Source organism: uncultured Aquimarina sp. (genome assembly GCF_947492405.1).
GTDB lineage: Bacteria > Bacteroidota > Bacteroidia > Flavobacteriales > Flavobacteriaceae > Aquimarina.
In genome coordinates this window covers 314,251-336,718 of sequence record NZ_CANLMP010000008.1, presented here as the reverse complement: position 1 = coordinate 336,718, position 22,468 = coordinate 314,251, and the positions used below count along the sequence as shown (strand labels likewise).

Here is a 22,468-nt window from a genome sequence, read left to right as displayed (position 1 = left end):
AAAACTCAAAAACTCAAAAACTCAAAAACTCAAAAACTCAAAAACTCAAAAACTCAAAAACTCAAAAACTCAAAAACTCAAAAACACACTCCAAGTGACTAAATAAAAAATATAGAAAACTCATGATCAACCTAGAAGAGGAAATTAGAAATACTAATCATTCTAGAGAAAAACGGAATCATTTTGCTAATCTGATTTTGCAAAATCCAGCGTTGCTGCCTCAACTGCTAAACATCTGTCATCAAGTAGATGACGAAATATCCTGTAAAGCTTCCTGGGGATTAGAATTTTTATGTAAAAACAATCTAGAAACCATCCTGCCTTATTTAGACTCATATATAAAGATACTTCCTAAAGTACACCAAGATCCTGCTGTACGTCCTATTGCTAAAATATGTGAATATCTAATTCTAGCATATTATAAAGAGAAAAACATTGAAGTCCGTAAATATCTCACACCTTCACATAGAGAAAAAATAACAGAAGCTTGTTTTGATTGGTTAATCTCTGATCAAAAAGTAGCTCCAAAAGCTTATTCTATGACAAGTTTGTATCTACTGGGTACAGAATTCGATTGGGTACATCCAGAACTTAAAATTACCTTGGAGAACAACTATCACGATAGTAGTGCTGCCTATAAAGCAAGATCCAGAATGATTCTGAAGAAGATTAAGTAGTTGATGGTTGATGGTTGATGGTTGATGGTTGATGGTTGATGGTTGATGGTTGATGGTTGATGGTTGATGGTTGATAGGAAATTACAAAATCCGACAGACTCAACGTTTCCTGGTTTAAAGAATCTAACAATCTGGTAATCCAAAGATCTGACAATCCAAATTATTTCATCAAAAAATCACTCTTTGTACTTCGCAATTCGTGATTAAATAAATTATCTTTGCACCTTTCAAAAAAACAACACTATGTCATTATCTCCTTTGCAAGCTATTTCACCTATTGATGGTCGCTATGCTTCTAAAACACAATCCTTAAGTGCTTATTTTAGTGAAGAAGCTTTAATAAAGTATCGTGTATTGGTAGAAATAGAATATTTTATCGCTTTATGCGAAATACCACTACCGCAATTAAAGAGTATTGACACTTCTGTATTTGGAAAATTAAGAGAAATCTATACTCAGTTTTCTACTGAGGATGCACAGGCAATAAAAGATATCGAAAAAGTAACCAATCATGATGTAAAAGCTGTTGAATATTTTATTAAAGAGAAGTTTGACATCCTTGGTTTACAAGAGTATAAAGAGTTTATTCATTTTGGACTAACCTCTCAGGATATAAACAACACAGCTATCCCTTTAAGCATTAAAGAAGCCGTTGGTGATGTGTATATACCTAACTATTTAGAATTAAAGGAGAAATTAAAATCTTTAGTAGAAGAATGGTCTGAAATCTCTATGCTAGCACGTACACATGGGCAACCTGCCTCTCCTACTCGATTAGGAAAAGAGTTTCAGGTATATGTGACGCGATTAGAAGCACAATTTGATTTACTAAATGATATTCCAAGTGCTGCAAAATTTGGTGGAGCTACAGGAAATTACAATGCACATAAAGTCGCTTACCCTGCTATTGATTGGAAAGCGTTTGGAACTCGTTTTGTACAAGAAAAATTAGGCTTACATCATTCTTTTCCTACAACTCAAATAGAGCATTATGACCATATGGCGGCTTTATTCGATGGATTAAAGCGTATAAATACTATTATCCTAGATTTGGATCGCGATGTATGGACATATGTTTCTATGGATTACTTTAAACAAAAAATCAAAAAAGGTGAAGTTGGATCTTCTGCAATGCCGCATAAGGTAAACCCTATTGATTTTGAAAATAGTGAAGGAAATATAGGTATTGCTAATGCTTTATTCGAACACTTAGCTGCAAAACTACCTGTAAGTAGATTACAACGTGACCTTACGGATAGTACAGTACTTAGAAATGTAGGAGTTCCTTTTGGACATACTTTAATTGCATTTCAGGCGACACTAAAAGGATTGAATAAATTATTATTAAATGAAGAGAAGTTCGCCCAGGATCTCGAAAACAATTGGGCTGTAGTAGCAGAAGCTATTCAGACGATTCTAAGAAGAGAAGGATATCCTAATCCTTATGAAGCACTAAAAGGATTAACTAGAACGAACGCTACTATAAACCAAAATTCTATTGCTGAGTTTATAGAAACACTAGAAGTCTCTGATACTATTAAATCAGAACTAAAAGTAATTACACCTTCTAATTATACTGGTATTTAGTTGATGGTTGATGGTTGATGGTTGATGGTTGATGGAATGTACTTATAAAAACTAAACAAAAAAGCTTCGACACTAATAGTCGAAGCTTTTTCTATATAATATATACATTAATCTTAATTGATATTCACCTCTCCTATAATATTCTTAAAAGCATCCAGATCAACATCTCCCTTATCAATAGCATTCATTAATTTGGCAACATTTTGCGGTTTCATATCATCTCCTAAAACTCTTACCAATGCCAATCCTCTTTCTTTATTAGAAGCAAACACGATCATCTCATCAATATTATCTTCATCTCCCTGAAATTTTAGTACCGCTTTGGTTCCATTAGAACCAAACCGCATTAAGGTTTCGTACTTATCAGAATTAAGTATGGTATTGATAGTCGTTTTTTCTTCTTCATATCTGGCTTTGGTTTTATCTTTAAGCGGCAATGCCAAAAAATTGACTTTCTTGATACTCTCTAATGCTTCTTTTTCTTCTTTAGAAAGCTCTACTCTATCGGTATCCAATAAACTTGTAGCAATATCTACTGCCACAAAATCCGCATCTCCTTGATGATCTACAAAGTATCTTTGTAATGAAGCTCCATTACTACAGCTCATTAGTAACGTTACACACGCTACTGTCATTAATTTTATTATATTTTTCATTTTAATTGGTTTTGATCCGCATAAAGCGAACAAGGTTGATTGATTGATGTATAGTATGATAAGCTTCTCCAGGTGTAATACCTGAAGAAGCTTGGGTGTAACTTAAACTAAATATAAAAGCTTAATTTTTCTTTTTCACCTTCTTAAGTTCCTGTCCTCCTGGAACATTAAGGTGATCAGCAATTTTAGATACTTGTCTTAAATCAATATCTCCGGTTATTGTTAGTACTACGGTATTAGGTCCTCCATCATTTTCCATTCCTTCCATAAACATAAACAGTTCTGTTACGAAATTGTCATTTTTACCTGGCTTAGAATAAAACTTTACATTTTTACCATCACTCTTCACTCTCATCAGCTCATCTAATGAAGTACTACTTAGGTACTTTTTCACATCAGCTTTCATTTTCTGACCAATTTCATTGTTCTCTGTAGCAAAAACTTTAATATTCTTAATATTCTCTACTAGGTTAATATACTCCTTAACCTCAGGATCATTACTTTCTAGATCCATTTTACTCAATAGCTTAAACATTTTACTGGTTACCACAACAGACGACACATCACTCATGTCTTCATATTTATCGAAATTACTCTGAGCAACAGATAGATATGGTACTAATGCTACTAATATTACGATTGCAAACTTTTTCATAATTAAATCATTTTTAAAGGTTCCCATATTTGGGAAAATAGTATTCGTTTTTATTTTATCAATTTATTTTTAGCGTTTTCGAACTCATTTAAATACACTAATTCTTTTTTGGCAGTATCAAACTCGTTCAGGTACACTAGGTCCTTTTTACCCTCGTTCATTAATTTAGCAACCAAATCAAGGGCTTCTTTGGTTTTTTGTAATGCTATTTCAGGATCATCATAGGTACCATAAACTCCTTCAGGATCAACTCCTGGTGGAACATCTTTTATAAACAGCCCCACAATTAAAGCTATTGATGCCGCTACACCGATCCAGGTGTACCAAGGCACTCGATTGGTACTTAATGCAACCTCTGAAGTGGTGGTTACTTGACTTTCATTAGAAAAAAACTGAAATAAATCTTTGTATTTCTCTAGGTGTGCAGGCACGCTTTCTCCGGTAAAATAAACCTTTAATTCTTTTTCTTCAGAAAGGGTCGTTTCTCCTTCAAAATACTTTTCTAGTAATTTTTCTATGTTAGACAACTCCATAATTGTGTTTTTTTAATAATTCTTGTCGTATTGTTTTTCTTCCTCTTGATAATGCTACTCGTACTGCTGTTTCATTCATTTCTAACATTTCTGCTATTTCTGCATTATTATATTGTTCTATATCTCTAAGCTGGACAATCATTCGCTGTTGTTCTGGCAATCCATCCATGATCTTACCTACCCAATCCAGACTATCTCTTGCTTCTACTTCTCGCTGCAATGAAGGTCGCTCATCTTTATAATTGCTATGAACAATTTTTAAATTTCCAGCTTCTTTAGCTTTTAATTTATCATAACAATAGTTTTTGGTCATTGTCATTGCAAATGCTTCCACATTTTTATACTCCGCAATTTTGGTTTTATTCCTCCATAGCTTTAGTAATACTTCTTGCGTAGCATCCTCTGCTTCTTCATTACTTACCAACAATCTTTTAGCCAACCTATATAGCTTGTCTTTAAAACCATTAGTAAGCGTTATAAATACTCTTTCTTTCATCTGTTCATTCTATTTTTTCCCAATTGACAGATGGAATTCGCTAACAACACTTTATAATTAATATTCAATTCTTCGTTATAGCTCATTTCATATTTGTTGGTTGGTTGTTACAAAACTAACTTGTTAGCTTTATATAAGGGAGACGACTACATCTGTAATTTGTTACATCATTTTTTTAAAATTATAATAAAGTCCCTATTTTTAGGGTTATATAAATAAAAAAAATCTATGAAATTCCTGAAGTATTTTGCCTTAATCCTTTTCTCTGTAAGTATGTTCACAAGTTGTTTTGAGGACAATGACGATGTAATTAGAATATCAGGAGTGCAGGAGGTTAATGATTTTATCTGGAAAGGCATGAATGCTTTTTATGTATATAAATCGGATGTAGAAGATTTAGCAAACGATCGTTTTTCTTCTAATCAAGAATATGGTAATTTTCTTAATGGTTTCTCTTCTCCCGAAGCTATTTTCGAAGGTATGAGAACTCAGGAAACAGTAACTGTGGGTTCTGAGCAGATAAAAGTTGACGAATTCAGCTTTTTAGTAGATGATTATATTGCTTTGGAACAAGCCTTTGACGGAATCACCAGAAATAATGGTATGGAGTTTGGCTTAGTTAGATACCCTAATAATGCATCTAATGTATTTGGATATGTACGATACGTGCTTCCTGGAACAGATGCAGAAACAAAAGGAATCGAAAGAGGTATTATTTTTAACACAATAGACGGAACTCAGATTACCGATCAGAATTTCAGTGAACTATTAGCTCCAGATTCTTATACAATTGGTCTCGCTACTTTTGATGGAAATGATATAACTCCAACAAGCACTTCGATTTCTCTTACGAAAGTACAGTATACAGAAAATCCTGTTTTTCTGGCAAAAACCTTAAATGTTAGTGGCAACCCAGTTGGTTATTTGATGTATAATGGATTTACGGCAGATTTCGACACTCAATTAAACACCGCTTTTGGGCAGTTTGCTTCTGATAATGTTACAGATCTAATATTAGATTTACGATATAACGGTGGTGGTTCTGTTACTTCGGCAATTGACTTATCGAGTATGATTACAGGACAGTTTAACGGACAAGTATTTACTACAGAAGAATGGAATACAGATCGACAAGAACAATTTGGTGATACTAATCTTTTTGATAATCAGATCAGAACTGGTGCTGGTATTAATAGCCTAAACCTTACTAGAGTTTACGTATTAACAACGAGAAGCTCTGCATCCGCCAGCGAACTAGTTATCAATGGGCTAGATCCCTATATTAATGTAATTCAGGTTGGCTCTACAAGTAGAGGGAAATTTCAAGCTTCCATAACGTTATATGACTCTGATAATTTTGGACGAAACGGAGCCAATACAGGACACACGTACGCGATGCAACCTTTAGTTCTTAGATCTATAAACTCTGCAGGGTTTACAGATTATTTTGGTGGTTTTGTTCCTGAAATCGAAGTTGCTGAAGATTATTCAAACCTAGGAACATTAGGTGATCCTAATGAACCCTTATTAAAAGCAGCTATTGATGATATTTTGGGAAATAGATCTCAATCAAAATATTACACTATCCAATTAGAGGCTATAGGTGAAAGTAAGATGAATAAACCTGATTACCTAAGAATGTATAAAGACACTGAATTTTCTAAATTATAGAATGGACTTTTAGTAAGAGTAAAATTAACTCTCCTAAATAAAAGAGTCATACCTGAATTCTGTTAGCTTTATGTTAATCTTAAAATCAAATCAAAAATCGAAATTTTATATTCTCATATACTCTAATTTCCCACTTCGAAAAACAGAGAAAAAACTCTGATGTAAAACCACGAAAAATATTCTAGAATAAATATCTTTTTTAAAAAAACAGGGGTTTTCACCCCTATTCTATCTTAATATCGTTATTTAATTTTATATCTAATATTCAGTTTTTTAACTATTTACGTAAATTTTAATGATATGGGGCTATTTGATCAAGTTGGTAGTGAGGGATATGAAGATGATCTAATCTATCACGAAGAACAAAAACAAAAAGAAAAAGAAAGAAGAGCTAACACAAAGTCTAACTATACGAGTAATCGTAGAACCAGAACCAACAAAAAAAGTAGCTCTTTTGGGTTGGGTAAAATAGTATCGGTTTTTGGATGGGTAATTTTATTTGCTATCATCCTTAGAACATGTAATTCATAATAAACTAATCTTTATACGAAATTATGAGACTACTTGCAGGAGTATACGATTTTCAATTCATTAAATCTCAAAATGGAACCGATTACTATACTTTATATGCTCCAACTGGGGTTTATAATATACAGCACTATTCTAATTCTTCTTTCGATATTCAACCTTCTATTCCTGATGGGGATTTTAGACATGAAATCGCTTATAAATTAGCAGGTGTTAGAGCTAAAATTCTTAATCGCAATGATTTAAGTTTTGTAGTAAATCATTAACAAATAAGTTTTAAAAAAATTACCTAAAGACGGAATACTTTTATTTGCAGTAAATCGAATAGGTTTTTATTAGTCCTAAATAATCTATCTAGATAGATTATTTAGGACTAATCTACGATACAATTCTAGAACTTCAAATTAAAACCTACTCTCGCATTTCTACCTCTGGTACTAAATCCAAATATTTCTTGATACTCTTCATTAGTAATATTATTCATAGCAGCAAACACTGTCATATTACTCAAAAGTTGATGACTAATATAAAAATCCAATATACCATAACTATCTAAAGGAACAGGCGTTGGCGCAAATGTAACAGGATCAAAATTAGTATCTGTACGTTCACCATTATATTGATAACTTAAAGATGTAAACGTTTTAGAACTTAACTGATACCCAATAGTAGCTTGTAAACTGTTCTCTGGAATTCTAATATTATTTTCGAGTTTATCAATGTTTGTATAGGTAAAGTTTGCATTAATCGATAACTTATCATCTATAAACTTACCATTTGCTTCTAACTCAACTCCATTAACTTCGATATCTTCTGAAGAGTTAAAATTCATAAAAGTATTAGGATCAAAAGTGATAAAGTTCTCTGATTTCCTATCAAAATACACTGCACTAATCGTTGCTTTTTTACTAAGAGAATATTCTATTCCAACTTCTATTGTTCTACTTTCTTCTGGTTCTAAATCAGGATTTCCACTAAAAAAAGCAGTGTCATATAATTGAAATAATGATGGTGTAATGTAGGCCGTACTATACGACGCTAATCCTTTAATATATTTATCTCCAAACGTATATGTAAACGACGGATTAATATTATACACTAAATGATTACCATATGCACTATGAATATTTAATCTTCCTCCTGCATTAACATTTAAACCAAATTTAGATACATATACCAGATTTACATAAGGATCAATGATATCAAAATCCGCTTCATTATCATTAATTGTTTGTACTAAATCATCACTTCCAAAAGGAATGCTAAAAAGATTAAAGTCGCTGTAAGAACCATTTGCACCAACTACCGTATATAATGTATTATTAAAGTTATATTTATTATAAGTATCAAAAGTATAAATCTTACTTTCATACCTGGAAGGAAAACCAGACATAAATTCTCTTTCTAACAATGCATAACTATCTACAAAGGTAAAGCTTCCATTAGGGTATTTTGCTTCCCAAAATGTTCCTCCTCTTAGTTGACGGCTTTCAAACTGGTTATCTGCATCAAATCCTGCACCACCATCAAAATCTGTCTTATATTGATCTAAGTTTCCAAAAAAGTGAAACTTAAAATTCTTACTCCACTGATATCCTACTTTTGCAGAAACATTGAACTTATTATAAGCATCACTTTCTGCTCCTTCAGCTTCTGCTGCGGATAAACCATCTGTTGATTGATGAGCTAGACTTCCTAAATAACTTACTTTTCCTATAGTTCCATTAATAGATGCTGAGTTTACGAATTCATTTATATCATAATCCTGATCATCCTGTGATTGGTTGGTACCAATACTAGAAGAAAATTGAGCTGATATTACATCTTTACTTTCAGATTTTGTGGTAATATTAATAACCGCAGCGGCTGCTCCAGAACCATATAATGTACTAGAAGCTCCTTTTAGAATTTCTATAGACTCAATTTGGCTAGTAGATAATAATCGAAGATCATAATCTCCTGCCGATGAAGAGGGGTCGCTTACCGTAACTCCATCAATTCTAATAACCACCTGGCGATTACGACCACCACGAACAGATACTCCCAATGGTTCTCCGGCAGCATTATTACTACCATTAATATAAACTCCAGCAACTCTGCTTAATACCGTGGCAACAGATTGTCCCTGACTTCGTTCTAGTTCTTCAGAGGTAATTTTGGTAATTACTTTACCACTTTGCTCTCTTTTTAGTTTAAATTTAGAATCAGAAAGTACTACCTCTTCTAATTCGGTTACTTTTTCTTCTTTTATTGAATCTTGCGCTGAAATAACCTGAGCTCCTAATATCAATAGTGTAGCCCCAAAAAACACCTTTTTGTTCATTTCCTAAATGACTTAATTTTACAATTACCGGAAAAAAGTATGCAGTTTACCCATACCTAAACTTCTATCCCGAAAGTTTAACATAATGAATTTAGGCAGGTCTCCTGGCTTGCGTCTTGTTATTTACCTTCCCATCCGACTACGGCAGACAGTGGTTATAAAGAATTAATAACAAGCGGCGTCATAGACGAACACAGCTTACAGTTGCGGGAACAGCTCAGGAATATTGATTGCGATATTTAGGTATTAGAAATCGTAACCCTAAAATCGTACTTCATTTCACCTGATTCCCTTTTAATCCTCAACTCTATGAATAGAATATTAGAACCAAAATTCTGCGCGAATGTATTATATTTCTTCGAAAATGCATTCGCTTTACTGAATAAATTAGTTTAACTAGTATCTTTGCGATCTTTAAAACCTATTACAAATGTTGTATTACATTACTGGTGGAGAGCGTTCAGGCAAAAGCAGCTATGCTCAGAATCTCGCATTAGAACTTTCAGACAACCCAGCATATATAGCTACATCAAGAGTTTGGGATGGTGATCATCGAAAACGTATTGATAGACATATTGCGGATCGAGATAGTCGGTGGATCTCTATTGAAGAAGAGAAAGAACTATCTAAAGTTATTAAAAAAGATTCGGTTGTTGTTATCGACTGTGTTACATTGTGGCTCACTAATTTTTTTGTGGATACCAAAAATGATATTGAGCTTTCTTTATCTCAAGCTAAACAAGAATTTAATCAGCTTCTAAAAATTAACGCAACCATCATTATTATCTCTAACGAAATCGGAATGGGAGTTCATGCCACCACGGAAATAGGTAGAAAATTTACTGAATTGCAGGGTTGGATGAATCAACATATTGCAAAGCAAGCAGATCAGGCAATACTAATGGTATCTGGAATACCGGTAAAAATAAAATAAATGAGTTTCGATATTACTCCATTAGACAAATCACTAGAAAATAATATTCAGCATAAAATTAATCTTAAAACAAAACCTGTTTCATCTTTAGGAAGATTAGAATCAATAGCATTACAAATAGGATTAATCCAAAATACGACACATCCTATATTAAAAGAACCAACCATACTAGTTTTTGCCGGTGATCACGGTATTGCCGAAAAAGGGGAAGTAAATCCATATCCACAGATCGTAACCCAACAAATGGTATATAATTTTCTTAACGGAGGTGCTGCTATTAATTCATTATGTACTCAGAATAATATTAATTTAAGTATCATAGACGCCGGTGTTAATCATGATTTTGAGAATGTAAAAGAGCTTATTAATGCTAAAGTAGCATATGGCACTAAAAATTATCAGACCGAACCGGCAATGTCTATTGACCAATGTAATATAGCTATTGATAAAGGAGCCATTATTGTTTCTGAAAAAATTCAAAATGGATGTAATGTAATAGGATTTGGTGAAATGGGAATTGGAAATTCATCTGCCGCGGCATTATTAATGGCACATTTTACCCAAATACCGATTACAGCATGTGTAGGTGCTGGAACCGGAGTTCAAGGTGAAGCTATGAAATTAAAACAAACTATTCTAGAAACCGTTTTCAAGAAACATTCTCCAAATAATCCTATAGAAGCTCTAGCTACTTTTGGTGGTTTTGAGATTGTTATGATTACTGGAGCAATCTTAAAAGCTGCAGAACTCAAAATGACTATCCTAATTGATGGTTTTATAGTTACAGCTGCATTATTAGCTGCAAATGCTATCAATGAAAATGTCCTGGACTATTGTATTTTTGCGCATACATCCGAAGAGCAAGGTCATCAAAAAATGCTAAACTTTCTCGGAAAGAAACCTCTATTATCTCTTGGAATGCGATTAGGCGAAGGTACCGGAGCAGCAGTTGCGTATCCGATTTTAGAATCTGCGATTGCCTTTCTAAACAATATGGCAAGTTTCGAAGAAGCAGAAGTTACCACAAAAGAATAACATACTAATTAGTAATGAAAAAAGGAATGTTGTCAATACTCGTTGCTATATCTGGATTCTTTTTAGTATTTAAATACAATGCGTTGATGCATGAAATATATTATAGTCTAATTACCGGTAAACAAATTCGTTTTGTATTTATTGACGATTTGGTTTCTTTTAAACGACTATTTACTATTGTAACTATATCCTTTTCATTACTCAGTATATATCTGGGCACTATTTCCTTTTTAAAGAAACATAAAATAGGACTAACAGGAATAATCCTTGCAATTATTTTAGCTATTTCGATTTTTATCCCTTTTTGGAAATATATTGTTGAAGATTCCGGTTTAGACATAATGATTAATTAAACTTTTAAAGAGCTTGTATTCATGAAAAAAGAGGTTCATATATTTTTTACTGCTCTTATGTTTTTTACTAGAATTCCCTGTCCGAAATGGGTAAATCACGATCCACAATATTTACGCAAGAGTTCAAAATATTTCCCATTAGTAGGCATCATTGTGGGAAGCATTGGTGCTAGTGTTTTTTATGGATGTTCTTACATTTTTTCTATAGAAATTGCTTTACTACTTTCTATGTTCGCTACAATTTACACAACAGGAGCTTTTCACGAAGATGGGTTTGCCGATGTGTGCGATGGTTTTGGTGGTGGATGGACTAAAGAAAAGATTCTTTTGATCATGAAAGATTCTCGATTAGGAACCTATGGGACTGTTGGAATCCTATTAATACTTGCGATCAAATTTTTGGCATTACGAGAAGTAGAGGTCTTTTACATCCCATTGGTGATAATTGCTGGACACAGTCTTAGTCGATTTATAGCAACCACGCTTATATTTACGCATCCATATGTACGGGATACAGAAGATAGTAAAGCCAAACCTGCTGCAAAAAGCATGAGTATCTCTATGCTTTTGATTAGTGGTTTCTTTGGAGTTGTTCCTTTAACTTTATTCTTAAACCCTCTACTATTTTTGACACTGATTCCTATGTATCTATCTAAAATGTTTTTAGCTGCAAAATTTAAAAAATGGATAGGTGGCCAAACAGGAGATTGCGCCGGAGCCGTGCAACAACTTAGTGAAGTAGTATTTTATCTTAGCATCATCGCTTTATGGAAATATATCTGGTAAGACATACCACACCGAATATCGAAAAAGGAATTTGCTATGGGCAAAGTGATCTGGGTATAACGGATACTTTTGAATCTGAAGTCATAAAAATACATAACCAAATTCCGGTAAAAGAAATTTCAAAAATATACTGCAGTCCTCTACAACGTTGCAAAATATTAGCAGAGACGTTTAACATCCCAACTACTTTTGATAACCGACTTAAAGAACTTAATTTTGGCGACTGGGAACTAAAAGCATGGAATGATATTTCTCCATTAACACTGAATCCCTGGATGGAAGATTTTGTAAATGTACAGGTTCCCAATGGTGAGTCTTATGTGATGCTTCAGGAAAGAATGCTGGAGTTTTATAATTCTTTAGAACATTCTGATAAGGAAAGTATCGTTATCGTCACTCATGCAGGACCAATGAGAGCCTTACTATCAGATATCAGACAAATAGAACTTAAAGATTCTTTTAGTATCAAGATAAATTACGGAGATGTTATTAAAATCTAAACGATCTTTAATGATGCAAAATTATAATTAGAGGATATCTCCTTATCAATTACCTGAACATTCAATCGTTGCGAGAAAAGAGGCGCGTTTGTTACTAATGTATGATACTCTCCATTTTCCCCACAAGCGTCTACATCTAAAGCTTCTAAATCTTTAATAAGCTCCTGATCAATCATTCTTCCTAAGAAATCTGGTCCTAACACTGTATTACAAGATACAATGATAGCTTCAATTCCATAAGCTATCATATCTAGCACTAATTGCTTTCTGGGTTGTTGCCAGATAGGTAAGATTGCTTCTAGACCAGCTGCCACTGATACTTTTTCTTCCCAATCTCTATGTGTCTGAATATCGATATCTCCAAATACAGCAGATTTCAAAGTATATGTATTGGTTAATGACTTTAAATTCTTAACATATAATTGCTCATAATTATTCCAGGTGCTTTCAAAAAAATGAATCGGTAATCCAAGAGCATTTGCCTGAGCTTTTAATATAGTTTTCGGAATTCCGTGAGAACGAGATCGATCTCCGTATTCGTTTAACACATTTAATAAAACAGATGGTACATATCCTTTTTCTACAGCCATATGCATGGCATAACAACTATCTTTCCCTCCACTCCAAGAACATAAAAATGACATATAGTTATATTTAAAAACACAAATTAACGGTAAATCATAGTAGGTTTTCAAAAAAATATCGAAGTTTGACAAATATTCAAAATCATATGAAGAATTATCTAATTCTATTACTCCTAATTGCTTCTTTTCTATCGTGTAAACAAGAGAAGAAAACAGTTACTCCCATAGTTGCAGAAAAACTTGAAGATCAAAAAATAAATTATGCTATTGGTTTTACTATTAAAAATCATGAAACGTATAAAGAAATTAGCATTACTTCGCCTTGGCCGGATGCTAAAAACACCTTCACTTATATTTTATATCCAAAAGGATCAGAGCAACCAAGGATGCATGTAAATAATAATACAACAAGTTTTATAGAAGTTCCTGTAGATAAAACAGTAGTTACTTCTACTACAGACATCCCAATGTTAGAGTATTTAGGATTAGAAAACAAGCTAATAGGTTTTCCTCATTGTGATTATATTTCTTCAGAAAAAACACGTGCTTTAATTGATAACGGAGCTATTGCAGAATTAGGGAACAATGGTCATTTAAATACAGAACTTACTTTAGAATTAGCTCCTGAACTTATCATTGGATACTCTGCGACTGGAGATATAAAAACATATGATCTTCTGGAAAAAACAGGAATTCCAGTAGTTATGAATGGATCTTGGATGGAACAGCACCCTTTAGGGCGTGCAGAGTGGATAAAATTTGTTGCCGCTTTTTATAATAAAGAACAAGAAGCAGATGATATATTCAAAAAAATTGAGAAAGATTATAATGATGCTGCAACCTTAGCGAACAATGCTACAACAACTCCTACGGTTTTATCGGGTAATATGTTTAAAGATGTTTGGTATATACCCGGAGGAGATAGTTACGTGGCTAAATTTTTAAAAGATGCTAACACCAACTATTTATGGGCCGAAACCAAAAAAACCGGGAGTATCGCATTAAACTTTGAAAGTGTATTAGAAAAAGCTCAAAATGCAGAGTTTTGGATTGGTTCAGGACCTTCTAAGTCTCTGGAGGAACTAAAAGAAAAGAACAATCGATATACCTTTTTTGAAGCATTTAAAAATAAAACCGTATATTCTTCAACATTAAAAACTGGTGCAAAAGGTGGATTAGTATACTATGAATTAGGTCCTATGCGTCCGGATTTGATTCTTAAAGATATCATCCAAATAGCACACCCCGAATTATTAACCGATTACGAACCTTATTTTTTCGAAAAACTGAACTAGTTGACCCCAAACAAATCATATAAAAGTGTTTTTATCGTCATTATCATAGTACTTGTACTATGTTTTATTACGAATATTAGTTTAGGTTCTGTACTAATCCCGTGGTTTCACACCATAAAAAGTTTAGTTGGAGCCGCTGTCGAAAAAGAATCATGGAGGCATATTATTATTGATTATCGATTACCTAAAGCGATCACAGCCATCATCGTAGGAAGCGGTTTAGGCGTATCAGGGTTATTAATGCAAACATTATTCAGAAACCCACTCGCTGGACCTTTTGTTTTAGGAATTAGCTCTGGAGCAAGTCTTGGTGTTGCTTTACTAATTCTGGGAAGCGCTTTAATCGGTGGTTCTACAGCATTGTTTTTAGTATCCAATTGGGGTCTAGTTATTGCCGCCAGTATGGGCAGTGTGTTAGTCCTTTTTATGGTAATGTTGGTTTCTTCTCGAGTACGAGACACTATGGCAATCCTAATTATTGGTTTAATGTTCGGTAGTATCACTGCCGCTATAGTAAGTGTACTCTCCTACTTTGCTCCTGCAGAACAATTACAACGTTATGTTTTTTGGGGATTTGGAAGTTTAGGAAATTTATCCTGGATCGATTTATTGATATTTTCTGTGATCGCAATAATCGGAATGATACTAGCGATATTTGCTATAAAACCTTTAAATACATTATTGTTAGGAGAAAATTATGCGCGTAGCTTAGGGTTGAATATCAAAAAAAGTCGTTTCCTGATTATACTTGCTACCGGTTTGTTAGCAGGAAGCATTACTGCTTTTGCGGGTCCAATTGCTTTTATAGGATTAGCTGTACCTCATTTAACAAGGCAATTATTTCACACATCGGATCATAAAACATTAATTCCGGCAGTTATATTATTCGGAAGTATTATCATGTTAGTTTGTGATACCATTTCCCAATTACCTGGCACAGAATATACCTTACCTATTAATGCTATTACTTCATTGATTGGTGCTCCAGTAGTGATTTGGTTGTTAGTAAGAAAGCGAAAAATGTTGTTTTAGAAAATAGTACTAAGTACTAAACAGAATTATGGAAATAGAGCCATTAGATACTGAAAATCAAAATATCGTTCTTAGAACTGAAGATCTCTCGATCGGTTATCGCCATAAAAACAATTTAGAAGTTGTTGCGGCGGATATCAATCTGAAATTGTATGAAGGAGAACTGGTAGGATTAGTCGGTGCTAATGGAATTGGAAAATCTACCTTGCTCCGCACGTTATCCAAAGTACAACCAGCACTTCGTGGAGATATATTTTTATCTGATAAAGAAATCAAAACTTATAAAACTTCTGAATTAGCTTCTCAGCTAAGTATTGTTCTTACGGAACAAATTGCTTCAAAAAATCTAACGGTACAAGAACTAGTTGCTTTAGGAAGACAACCTTATACGAATTGGGTTGGAAAATTGCTAGAAGAGGACATAGAAAAAGTCCGTAAAGCTATAGAAGTTACACATATCACTGAATTAGTAGACAGACGATGTTTTGAGTTAAGTGATGGACAGTTACAAAAAGTACTCATCGCTCGTGCGATTGCTCAGGATACACCTTTTATTATGCTAGATGAGCCAACCACACATCTAGATGTCTATCATAAGGCATACATTCTAAAACTCTTAAAACGTTTAGCTTTCGAAACACAAAAAACCATTTTATTCTCTACACACGAAATTGACTTTGCGATACAGTTATGTGATAAAATGATTGTGATGAATACCGAAGGTTTTGAGTTTGGTCGCCCTAAAGAATTGATACAATGTCGAGCTTTTTCTTCTTTGTTCCCAGAAGACCTGATTTTGTTCGATCCAGAAACCGGAAGTTATAAAGTGAGGCATTAATCTTTTTAAGACATCTTAACCCTACTTAAAATCCGAAACATAGAACATTCATCCTGAACCTAATAAATTAAACGGTTAAACCGTAAAACATTCAATGTTTATCTATTGCGTTGATATAAAACTTCTAATTACATTTACATTAGCTTTTTTTAACATAAAAATCTATAATATTAATATTCCTACCTACCCCACTAAATTAATTATATTTTTTTTTAAGAACTGTTTAAGGAATTTTCAACAGTTAGTTGTTATAGTATTAACGACCTGTAACCATTGTATATGCTAAGATTTTTACTTTGCTTTATCTTTATCTTGTTTTTCTCAAAATTATCTGCCCAATCAGTTAATGATTACAGAACCAATGGCAGTGATGGTAACTGGACAACCGTATCTATCTGGGAAGTATTTAATGGGACTGCTTGGGTAGCAGCTACTAATTATCCCGGTCAAGTTGCTGGTACGAATGACGTATCAATAGAAGGGAATTCCGAGGTAACTATAAACTCTACCATTCCTAATAGTTTAAATTCACTTACTATTGGCCCCGGCACTCTATTCGTAAGTGCAGATTCTTCTTTAGATACCCAATTGATTACATTGACAACAGGAGGTGAAGCAGAGTGGACGAGCAATAATACCGATTTATCACTTCCTGCAAACGCTACTATTATCACTGATGGTGGTAATTTAGTAGAAGATAGGCCGTGTAACGCTACCAAAACAATTACTATTGGTGGTACAGTATACGCTTCTTGCAATGGCGGTGGTGGTGGTGTGGATTATGATTTTGATGATATTAATACAGGTGGAGGAACCCTTAGTGTTGCTCCGACATCTAACGGTCCTATCTGTGTTGGGCAAACCCTAAACCTTGTTGCTAACCCGGGTGGATCTGGTAGTACTGGTGGAACATTCAGCTGGTCCGCTACTGGGCCTGGTGGCTACTCTTTTAGTTCTACAGCACAAAACCCTACAGAAAGTAGTATTACAACTGCAGGAACCTATACATACACGGTAACTATTACTGATGGTGATGGTAATGGCACTACCAATACTAACTCTGTTGATGTAGTAGTTAATAGCGGACCTAATCCACCGGTTAGCAACGGCAACCAGATTATTTGCAGTGGATTATCAGGTACTCTAACTACTACAGTAAGTGCTGGAGAAACGGTAGACTGGTATGATGCTGCTACTGGAGGAACGCTGCTATTGGCTGGTAATACTAGTTATACAACCACAGTTGCCGGTAGTTATTATGCAGAAGCAAGAAATACCACAACAGGTTGTGTTAGTACGAGTAGAATTGGTGTGATCTTATCTAATAAATCCTGTAACGTTATTACTAATAGAAGAATTACCTACAGAGTAAATTCTGGAGTCATTGGTCCATCCGGTACATTGACAACAGATATGATTGTTAACTTTTTTGATGACGGACAATTCGGATCAGGTAATTCATATCAACTTCAGGTGCAAAATAATACAGCGGTTGGATTTAATTATCAAATATGGGTACAAAATGTTCCTTATGCATCAATTCCTGGTTTAAGCTTAGTAAATCATACATTGAACACTATAAACAATGGTAATGGTACCTATAGCTATTTATTTACTAGTACTTCTCCTCTAGGTGCCTTTCAGAACAGATCCATCACCGGTTCAGGAGGTGCTCCTACTCCTTTGGGAATAGGAATTGCCTGTGGATGTGTAAGTTTTTACAAACTATAGCTTTCATATCCCTAATAATTCAATATTTTAGATGCATCTAAAAAAACAATCATTGAACCACCTGCTCAGCATCATAGAACCTATTATCCAATGGGGAATCACTCCAAAACTCCCTATTAAAAACAAAGAACTTGTTTTAAAAAAATCATTGATATCATTATATCAAGAATACCTTGCTTTAGAAGGAGATGTTGGGGAAGATGAAAAAGAATACCCAGAACCACCTGATTTCAATTTCGAAAAAATCTCGAACACCTTACGTTCTAATTTTCCCGAATTAGGATTTTATCAAATGATCTTAGATCCTTTTGAGATGACAAAACCGGATAATGGGCTAGGCGATGCCAATGATGATTTGTCTGATATTATTAAAGATCTGATGGAAGTACAGTGGCGATTTCAAAACACTAGTGAGATCGATGCTATTTGGTATTTTGAGTTTATCATGCGTAACCACTCTGAAAGACACGTAGTAAATCTTCTGAAGACTTTAAAGGATTTAGAAGAGCAATCATAATTTGATTATTTAGTTCTAATTTTTGCCTTATTATCAATCATAATAAACTCAACAAGAACCTGGTAAAAAATTAAAAATTGATGCTAAAAATATGCTAACCTATAATTGATGACGCAAATCAATACCAAATAGCATATCCAATAGAACGGGAAACAAGTTAAAACTATACAGGTAAACAAATAAATAGATAAATAAGGTCTAGACGTTTTTGCATTTTATTAACGTGTTCAAATTCCTTTATATAAGACTCCCATTTTCTTTGGTATATAAAAAAATAATATTGAATTATACCCGCTAATAACGCAAACAACAAAATTTCAATTTTAGAAAAAACAATCAGATCTTTTGATCCGAACAAGAATTGAATACTATTTATTATGAATGGTAATAAAAACAAATGCAGTGATAGTAATATTACAATAGTCATGTGAGCTTCATTTTATCGATCCCGCAAATCTATACCAAAAAACATATCTAATAAAATTGGATAAAAACCAATAACAAAACACATAAATAAATAAATAAGACCTATACGTTGTTCTCTTCTCTTAATATGCTCAAACTCTTTTACAATATGAGTCCATTTACTTCTATATAAAAACAAATAATAAAAAGAAACTCCCGTTAGAAAACAAATAGGCAGAACTGTTTTAAATTTCCCAAGTGAATTAGCAATTTCAGACATGAAATTCATAAAAAGTCCTAAAAGCAATAACATATGAAACATACTTAAAAACAAAATAGCGGTTCTATGTGCATCATCTTGCTCACTTTTAAAAGATCGATACCAACTGTATGCTATAAAGAAAAGATATCGTAAGAACTTGGGCGGGCGTATATTATTTAACCATTCTTTCATACTTTAAAATCTTTTGGTACTCTAGATCGCTCTTGGTATAACATATGTCTTGTCTCTGACAAACTCCCTACTTTCTCTCATCATTTCCATACGCACTTGTTCTATAGGTTTTACATAATCGATTTCAAAATCCATTTTGCACAACTCTTCTTGTGCAGCAGAACGATCTCGCTCGATCCAACTATCTACCTTTTCTCTACTAAACCCGTTGGCTTGTCACCAAGAGCTGAAAGAGCCACTTGAGTCCAGCAATACTTAATAAATAAATAAGTCATAAAAACCAACAAACAAACAAGTAAATAAATAAATAAATAAATAGATACTACCTAATAAACGATCTTTCTTTTTTAAATGACTAAATTCTTTAATATAGAGTTTCCACTTATTATCGTACCAAAAAAGTAAATAAAATACATAACCAAAGAATATAGCAAATGGTAGAACCACTAAATATTTTGAATGTACTATAACACTTTCATACAATAACAAAAAAATAGTGAAAAATAGAGAAGTATGAGCAAACCAAAATAATAGAATAATAGTAAAATGAGCGTCATCACGTTCACTTTTAAAACCTCTATACCAACTGTATCCGATATAAAAAAAGTATCTTAAAAACTTTGGTGGTCTTACGTTAGTCAAAAATTCTTTCATCCTTTAAAATCTTTTGGTACTATAAATAGCTCTGGACGTTACATAGGTTTTATCTCTGATAAACTCCCTGCTTTCTTGTAACATTTCCATACGTACTTGTTCTATAGGTTCTACATAATCGATTTCAAAATCCATTTTGCACACCTCTTCTTGCGCAGCAGAACGATCTCGCTCAATCCAACTATCCACGGTTTCTCTACTGAATCCACTGGCTTGTCCCCAATTCCCAAAAGCACCACCTGCATCCAGTAAAAAATAAGTCCCCGATATTGCCCAGCCTATCCCAGGTATAAAACCAGTTAATCCAAAAACTAAATCCCATTTTGCTTTTTGCCTCATTTCGGAGAGATTAGAATCGTTGTAAGATTTTGCTTGTTTTATACTATACTCTGACATTAATACTGATATTACAAAACAAGCACGCCCTCCTCTTTTCCACCATTTAGATACATTCGTTCCTTTAGATTTTGCAGTAACCTCTCCAATGTCTTTACTCCACTGACCAAAACTTCTATGGGCATCCTTCCCTGGTACGTTTCGTATGGGCGACCAACTACCACCTCCATCTACTCTAAAATGATTTACAAAATTACCTGCAAACAAATTATTACTAGCTCTATAATGATTTGCCATCATAAAAGCACTGGTAGCACCGGATACTTTGCCTGCTCCAGAAATACTGGTTTTCATCATCCCATACAGCTCATCCTGATAATGCATTTCTCTCCATTCTTGGGGTGCGCCGCTCCACTCGTTTAAATAACTACTACGGATATCCTGTTGTGTAATTTCCCAATCTTCATATTCTAAACTGGTACCATTCTCGGGATCATAAGCTCGTATACGCGCAATGGGCGTACCGCCCAGATCAGGGCTGATCATTAATTCTATACCAATATCGCTGGCAGTAGAAAAATCGATCCACATCTGATATCGACTATCATATACCTTATACCCATCTGCAGTTTGTTGTACAAACCTCTCTGTAAGTTCGGCATCCGTCATTACTCTAGGATTGGTTTCTCCCATAAGATCATACATCTCATAGGCAGCACGCATAGCGTCATCATCATGCCCTTGCATCGCCAGATCTACTTTATAGAGTGCTTCACTAAGTCCCTGACGCCTGGCATCGATCGCTGTCCGGAAATGAAAGGCTACTTGTTGCGCCTGTGCGCTAGGACTAAAACCACTACTCTTTCTACCAGCTTCTTCTAGTGCTTCTTTGATCTGTTCGTGCACTTCTTTTAAACTTTCTGGATTGGTATACATCACCTATGTTTTAGAAGGCCAATTATTGATATGCTCTACATCGCCTATCGTAAGTTTCTCTGCACTAATCTTTAATTTTAATTTAAATGGATCATTGCTTATTGCATTATAATATCCACTAAGTCGTGCACAATAAGCATTGCTGAATTTTAGAGTCATTAACGATGCCATTGCATCCCTTTTCATAAACGTAATCTGGCCATTTTTAGTCTCTGTAGGGCTTATAGCCCAATGGATAAGATCTGTTTTTTTCTCAAATTCTATAGTAAGTACAATAATACCTCCTCTAGGCGCAGCAGCAGGTCTGCCATTATGATCTAATGGTTGATCAAAATCAAAAGAGCAATCTAATAAATTATGGATAGCATCATCAATCTCTAGTTTCGCTTGAAAAGACATAGTTTTGGATTAAAAGTTATTAAATATTGTTTTCTATTAGAATTGCCGCATAAACGTTTAGATTACAAACTTATTAGAATTAAAAATCTAAAATAGTAATTAATCTTTGGTTTTATAAGACTTGAATGAACAGTATAAGAAAATTATTTTTTAATAATTATTTTCTATACATAAGTGTCATAAAGTGAGGAAATGTTACCTCAATTTTTTTACTTTTTTGTAAACAGGTACTAAATTTTCTTTTATATAGAAGTAAAAAAGTACTCTCAATATACATTAAGCATTTCTATAAACCTCCTTACCGAAAGAATGAGCCTTTCCTGCTCAATCTCCTAAACGAAAGTATTAACGATGGATACTTTATTAATGTTGACAGAAAATATTGTAAAAAGAATGATGTTTCTATTCAAAATTAAATTTTATTTCAGCATACTTCTCTTCCACTAATACTGAGTAAATTTTTATCTTTGAAGCAATAACCCTTGAGATGGGTTCCTTAGTAGTCAATGGAAGCCTATTTTTGATCTCCAGGTAAACCTCTAAAATTAAAATC

At 33.7% G+C, this 22,468-nt stretch carries 24 protein-coding genes and 1 riboswitch; of the genes, 15 read left to right on the top strand and 9 right to left on the bottom strand.

Annotated features, from left to right (window positions below):
- Positions 1-122 precede the first annotated feature (122 nt).
- Complete coding sequence (locus tag Q0829_RS24710; RefSeq protein WP_298548037.1) at positions 123-677, top strand: adenylosuccinate lyase; 555 nt, start codon at positions 123-125, stop codon at positions 675-677.
- Between the two features lie 243 nt (positions 678-920).
- A complete protein-coding gene (gene purB, locus Q0829_RS24705) occupies positions 921-2,264 on the top strand; it encodes an adenylosuccinate lyase (RefSeq protein ID WP_298548035.1) in 1,344 nt (447 codons plus the stop codon).
- 113 nt (positions 2,265-2,377) lie between these two features.
- On the opposite strand, the gene Q0829_RS24700 is transcribed toward purB, so the two are convergent.
- The 4 genes from Q0829_RS24700 to Q0829_RS24685 form a co-directional block, all read right to left on the bottom strand.
- Complete coding sequence (locus tag Q0829_RS24700) at positions 2,378-2,920, bottom strand: DUF4252 domain-containing protein (RefSeq protein ID WP_298548033.1); 543 nt, start codon at positions 2,918-2,920, stop codon at positions 2,378-2,380.
- Between the two features lie 121 nt (positions 2,921-3,041).
- Positions 3,042-3,575 (bottom strand): DUF4252 domain-containing protein, encoded by a 534-nt coding sequence (locus tag Q0829_RS24695; RefSeq protein WP_298548032.1) that lies wholly within the window; start codon positions 3,573-3,575, stop codon positions 3,042-3,044.
- Between the two features lie 50 nt (positions 3,576-3,625).
- On the bottom strand, positions 3,626-4,108 hold the full coding sequence (locus Q0829_RS24690; RefSeq protein ID WP_298548030.1) for a hypothetical protein: 483 nt from the start codon (positions 4,106-4,108) through the stop codon (positions 3,626-3,628).
- Positions 4,095-4,604, bottom strand: coding sequence for an RNA polymerase sigma factor (locus tag Q0829_RS24685; protein WP_298548028.1), 510 nt, complete (start codon positions 4,602-4,604; stop codon positions 4,095-4,097). Before Q0829_RS24685 ends, Q0829_RS24690 begins: the two co-directional genes overlap by 14 nt.
- A 228-nt stretch (positions 4,605-4,832) precedes the next feature.
- Here Q0829_RS24685 and Q0829_RS24680 point away from each other — a divergent pair, with 228 nt between their 5' ends.
- From Q0829_RS24680 to Q0829_RS24670, 3 genes are all read left to right on the top strand, one after another.
- The gene (locus tag Q0829_RS24680) at positions 4,833-6,275 is read left to right on the top strand and encodes a S41 family peptidase (RefSeq protein WP_298548026.1); all 1,443 of its coding nucleotides are present in this window, start codon (positions 4,833-4,835) and stop codon (positions 6,273-6,275) included.
- A gap of 300 nt (positions 6,276-6,575) precedes the next feature.
- Positions 6,576-6,806: a hypothetical protein gene (locus Q0829_RS24675; RefSeq protein ID WP_298548022.1), complete on the top strand. Its 231-nt coding sequence runs from the start codon at positions 6,576-6,578 to the stop codon at positions 6,804-6,806.
- Between the two features lie 23 nt (positions 6,807-6,829).
- Positions 6,830-7,069, top strand: coding sequence for a hypothetical protein (locus Q0829_RS24670; protein WP_298548019.1), 240 nt, complete (start codon positions 6,830-6,832; stop codon positions 7,067-7,069).
- 125 nt (positions 7,070-7,194) lie between these two features.
- Here the strand turns inward: Q0829_RS24670 and Q0829_RS24665 are convergent, their stop codons facing one another.
- Complete coding sequence (locus Q0829_RS24665) at positions 7,195-9,126, bottom strand: TonB-dependent receptor (RefSeq protein ID WP_298548017.1); 1,932 nt, start codon at positions 9,124-9,126, stop codon at positions 7,195-7,197.
- Positions 9,127-9,202: 76 nt separating this feature from the next.
- A riboswitch (cobalamin riboswitch) is annotated at positions 9,203-9,473 on the bottom strand.
- Between the two features lie 83 nt (positions 9,474-9,556).
- Between Q0829_RS24665 and Q0829_RS24660 the strand changes: the two genes are divergently transcribed.
- From Q0829_RS24660 to cobC, 5 genes are read left to right on the top strand one after another with little or no spacing between them, the layout of a single operon-like run.
- Complete coding sequence (locus Q0829_RS24660) at positions 9,557-10,060, top strand: bifunctional adenosylcobinamide kinase/adenosylcobinamide-phosphate guanylyltransferase (RefSeq protein ID WP_298548014.1); 504 nt, start codon at positions 9,557-9,559, stop codon at positions 10,058-10,060.
- Positions 10,061-11,095 carry a nicotinate-nucleotide--dimethylbenzimidazole phosphoribosyltransferase gene (gene cobT, locus Q0829_RS24655; protein WP_298548010.1) on the top strand — a complete coding sequence of 345 codons (1,035 nt, stop codon included), beginning with the start codon at positions 10,061-10,063 and terminating at the stop codon, positions 11,093-11,095.
- Between the two features lie 14 nt (positions 11,096-11,109).
- Positions 11,110-11,448, top strand: coding sequence for a hypothetical protein (locus tag Q0829_RS24650; RefSeq protein WP_298548008.1), 339 nt, complete (start codon positions 11,110-11,112; stop codon positions 11,446-11,448).
- Between the two features lie 21 nt (positions 11,449-11,469).
- Positions 11,470-12,234 (top strand): adenosylcobinamide-GDP ribazoletransferase, encoded by a 765-nt coding sequence (locus Q0829_RS24645; protein ID WP_298548006.1) that lies wholly within the window; start codon positions 11,470-11,472, stop codon positions 12,232-12,234.
- Positions 12,216-12,734: an alpha-ribazole phosphatase gene (cobC, locus tag Q0829_RS24640; RefSeq protein WP_298548004.1), complete on the top strand. Its 519-nt coding sequence runs from the start codon at positions 12,216-12,218 to the stop codon at positions 12,732-12,734. The genes Q0829_RS24645 and cobC overlap by 19 nt, the downstream gene beginning before the upstream one ends.
- Here the strand turns inward: cobC and Q0829_RS24635 are convergent.
- On the bottom strand, positions 12,731-13,378 hold the full coding sequence (locus tag Q0829_RS24635) for a diphthine--ammonia ligase (protein WP_298548002.1): 648 nt from the start codon (positions 13,376-13,378) through the stop codon (positions 12,731-12,733). The two genes, cobC and Q0829_RS24635, sit on opposite strands and share 4 nt — an antisense overlap.
- 86 nt (positions 13,379-13,464) lie before the next feature.
- Here Q0829_RS24635 and Q0829_RS24630 point away from each other — a divergent pair, with 86 nt between their 5' ends.
- The 5 genes from Q0829_RS24630 (at position 13,465) to Q0829_RS24610 (ending at position 18,731) form a co-directional block, all read left to right on the top strand.
- On the top strand, positions 13,465-14,613 hold the full coding sequence (locus tag Q0829_RS24630) for an ABC transporter substrate-binding protein (protein WP_298548000.1): 1,149 nt from the start codon (positions 13,465-13,467) through the stop codon (positions 14,611-14,613).
- The gene (locus Q0829_RS24625; protein WP_298547998.1) at positions 14,614-15,645 is read left to right on the top strand and encodes an iron ABC transporter permease; all 1,032 of its coding nucleotides are present in this window, start codon (positions 14,614-14,616) and stop codon (positions 15,643-15,645) included.
- A gap of 28 nt (positions 15,646-15,673) precedes the next feature.
- On the top strand, positions 15,674-16,483 hold the full coding sequence (locus Q0829_RS24620) for an ABC transporter ATP-binding protein (RefSeq protein WP_298312623.1): 810 nt from the start codon (positions 15,674-15,676) through the stop codon (positions 16,481-16,483).
- A 279-nt stretch (positions 16,484-16,762) separates the two neighbouring features.
- A complete protein-coding gene (locus Q0829_RS24615) occupies positions 16,763-18,214 on the top strand; it encodes a hypothetical protein (protein WP_298547997.1) in 1,452 nt (483 codons plus the stop codon).
- A 52-nt stretch (positions 18,215-18,266) separates the two neighbouring features.
- On the top strand, positions 18,267-18,731 hold the full coding sequence (locus tag Q0829_RS24610; protein ID WP_298547995.1) for a DUF5063 domain-containing protein: 465 nt from the start codon (positions 18,267-18,269) through the stop codon (positions 18,729-18,731).
- Positions 18,732-19,170: 439 nt separating this feature from the next.
- Here Q0829_RS24610 and Q0829_RS24605 read toward each other — a convergent pair whose 3' ends face one another.
- The 3 genes from Q0829_RS24605 to tssD all read right to left on the bottom strand — a co-directional run bounded on the left by Q0829_RS24605 (position 19,171) and on the right by tssD (position 21,915).
- On the bottom strand, positions 19,171-19,590 hold the full coding sequence (locus Q0829_RS24605; RefSeq protein ID WP_298547993.1) for a hypothetical protein: 420 nt from the start codon (positions 19,588-19,590) through the stop codon (positions 19,171-19,173).
- A gap of 657 nt (positions 19,591-20,247) precedes the next feature.
- Positions 20,248-21,516, bottom strand: a complete 1,269-nt coding sequence (locus Q0829_RS24600; protein ID WP_298547990.1) for a hypothetical protein — start codon at positions 21,514-21,516, stop codon at positions 20,248-20,250.
- 3 nt (positions 21,517-21,519) lie between these two features.
- Positions 21,520-21,915 carry a type VI secretion system tube protein TssD gene (tssD, locus tag Q0829_RS24595; protein ID WP_298547988.1) on the bottom strand — a complete coding sequence of 132 codons (396 nt, stop codon included), beginning with the start codon at positions 21,913-21,915 and terminating at the stop codon, positions 21,520-21,522.
- Positions 21,916-22,468: the final 553 nt, after the last annotated feature.

Bases quoted from the DNA above. Each gene is read 5' to 3' on its own strand.
- Q0829_RS24645 (WP_298548006.1), top strand. From the start codon at position 11,470: ATGAAAAAAGAGGTTCATATATTTTTTACTGCTCTTATGTTTTTTACT.
- cobT (WP_298548010.1), top strand. From the start codon at position 10,061: ATGAGTTTCGATATTACTCCATTAGACAAATCACTAGAAAATAATATT.
- Q0829_RS24615 (WP_298547997.1), top strand. From the start codon at position 16,763: ATGCTAAGATTTTTACTTTGCTTTATCTTTATCTTGTTTTTCTCAAAA.
- Q0829_RS24700 (WP_298548033.1), bottom strand. From the start codon at position 2,920: ATGAAAAATATAATAAAATTAATGACAGTAGCGTGTGTAACGTTACTA.
- Q0829_RS24660 (WP_298548014.1), top strand. From the start codon at position 9,557: ATGTTGTATTACATTACTGGTGGAGAGCGTTCAGGCAAAAGCAGCTAT.
- Q0829_RS24620 (WP_298312623.1), top strand. From the start codon at position 15,674: ATGGAAATAGAGCCATTAGATACTGAAAATCAAAATATCGTTCTTAGA.
- Q0829_RS24680 (WP_298548026.1), top strand. From the start codon at position 4,833: ATGAAATTCCTGAAGTATTTTGCCTTAATCCTTTTCTCTGTAAGTATG.
- Q0829_RS24695 (WP_298548032.1), bottom strand. From the start codon at position 3,575: ATGAAAAAGTTTGCAATCGTAATATTAGTAGCATTAGTACCATATCTA.
- Q0829_RS24690 (WP_298548030.1), bottom strand. From the start codon at position 4,108: ATGGAGTTGTCTAACATAGAAAAATTACTAGAAAAGTATTTTGAAGGA.
- Q0829_RS24650 (WP_298548008.1), top strand. From the start codon at position 11,110: ATGAAAAAAGGAATGTTGTCAATACTCGTTGCTATATCTGGATTCTTT.
- Q0829_RS24665 (WP_298548017.1), bottom strand. From the start codon at position 9,126: ATGAACAAAAAGGTGTTTTTTGGGGCTACACTATTGATATTAGGAGCT.
- tssD (WP_298547988.1), bottom strand. From the start codon at position 21,915: ATGTCTTTTCAAGCGAAACTAGAGATTGATGATGCTATCCATAATTTA.
- Q0829_RS24605 (WP_298547993.1), bottom strand. From the start codon at position 19,590: ATGAAAGAATGGTTAAATAATATACGCCCGCCCAAGTTCTTACGATAT.
- Q0829_RS24635 (WP_298548002.1), bottom strand. From the start codon at position 13,378: ATGTCATTTTTATGTTCTTGGAGTGGAGGGAAAGATAGTTGTTATGCC.
- Q0829_RS24670 (WP_298548019.1), top strand. From the start codon at position 6,830: ATGAGACTACTTGCAGGAGTATACGATTTTCAATTCATTAAATCTCAA.
- Q0829_RS24685 (WP_298548028.1), bottom strand. From the start codon at position 4,604: ATGAAAGAAAGAGTATTTATAACGCTTACTAATGGTTTTAAAGACAAG.
- Q0829_RS24710 (WP_298548037.1), top strand. From the start codon at position 123: ATGATCAACCTAGAAGAGGAAATTAGAAATACTAATCATTCTAGAGAA.
- cobC (WP_298548004.1), top strand. From the start codon at position 12,216: ATGGAAATATATCTGGTAAGACATACCACACCGAATATCGAAAAAGGA.
- purB (WP_298548035.1), top strand. From the start codon at position 921: ATGTCATTATCTCCTTTGCAAGCTATTTCACCTATTGATGGTCGCTAT.
- Q0829_RS24675 (WP_298548022.1), top strand. From the start codon at position 6,576: ATGGGGCTATTTGATCAAGTTGGTAGTGAGGGATATGAAGATGATCTA.
- Q0829_RS24630 (WP_298548000.1), top strand. From the start codon at position 13,465: ATGAAGAATTATCTAATTCTATTACTCCTAATTGCTTCTTTTCTATCG.
- Q0829_RS24600 (WP_298547990.1), bottom strand. From the start codon at position 21,516: ATGTATACCAATCCAGAAAGTTTAAAAGAAGTGCACGAACAGATCAAA.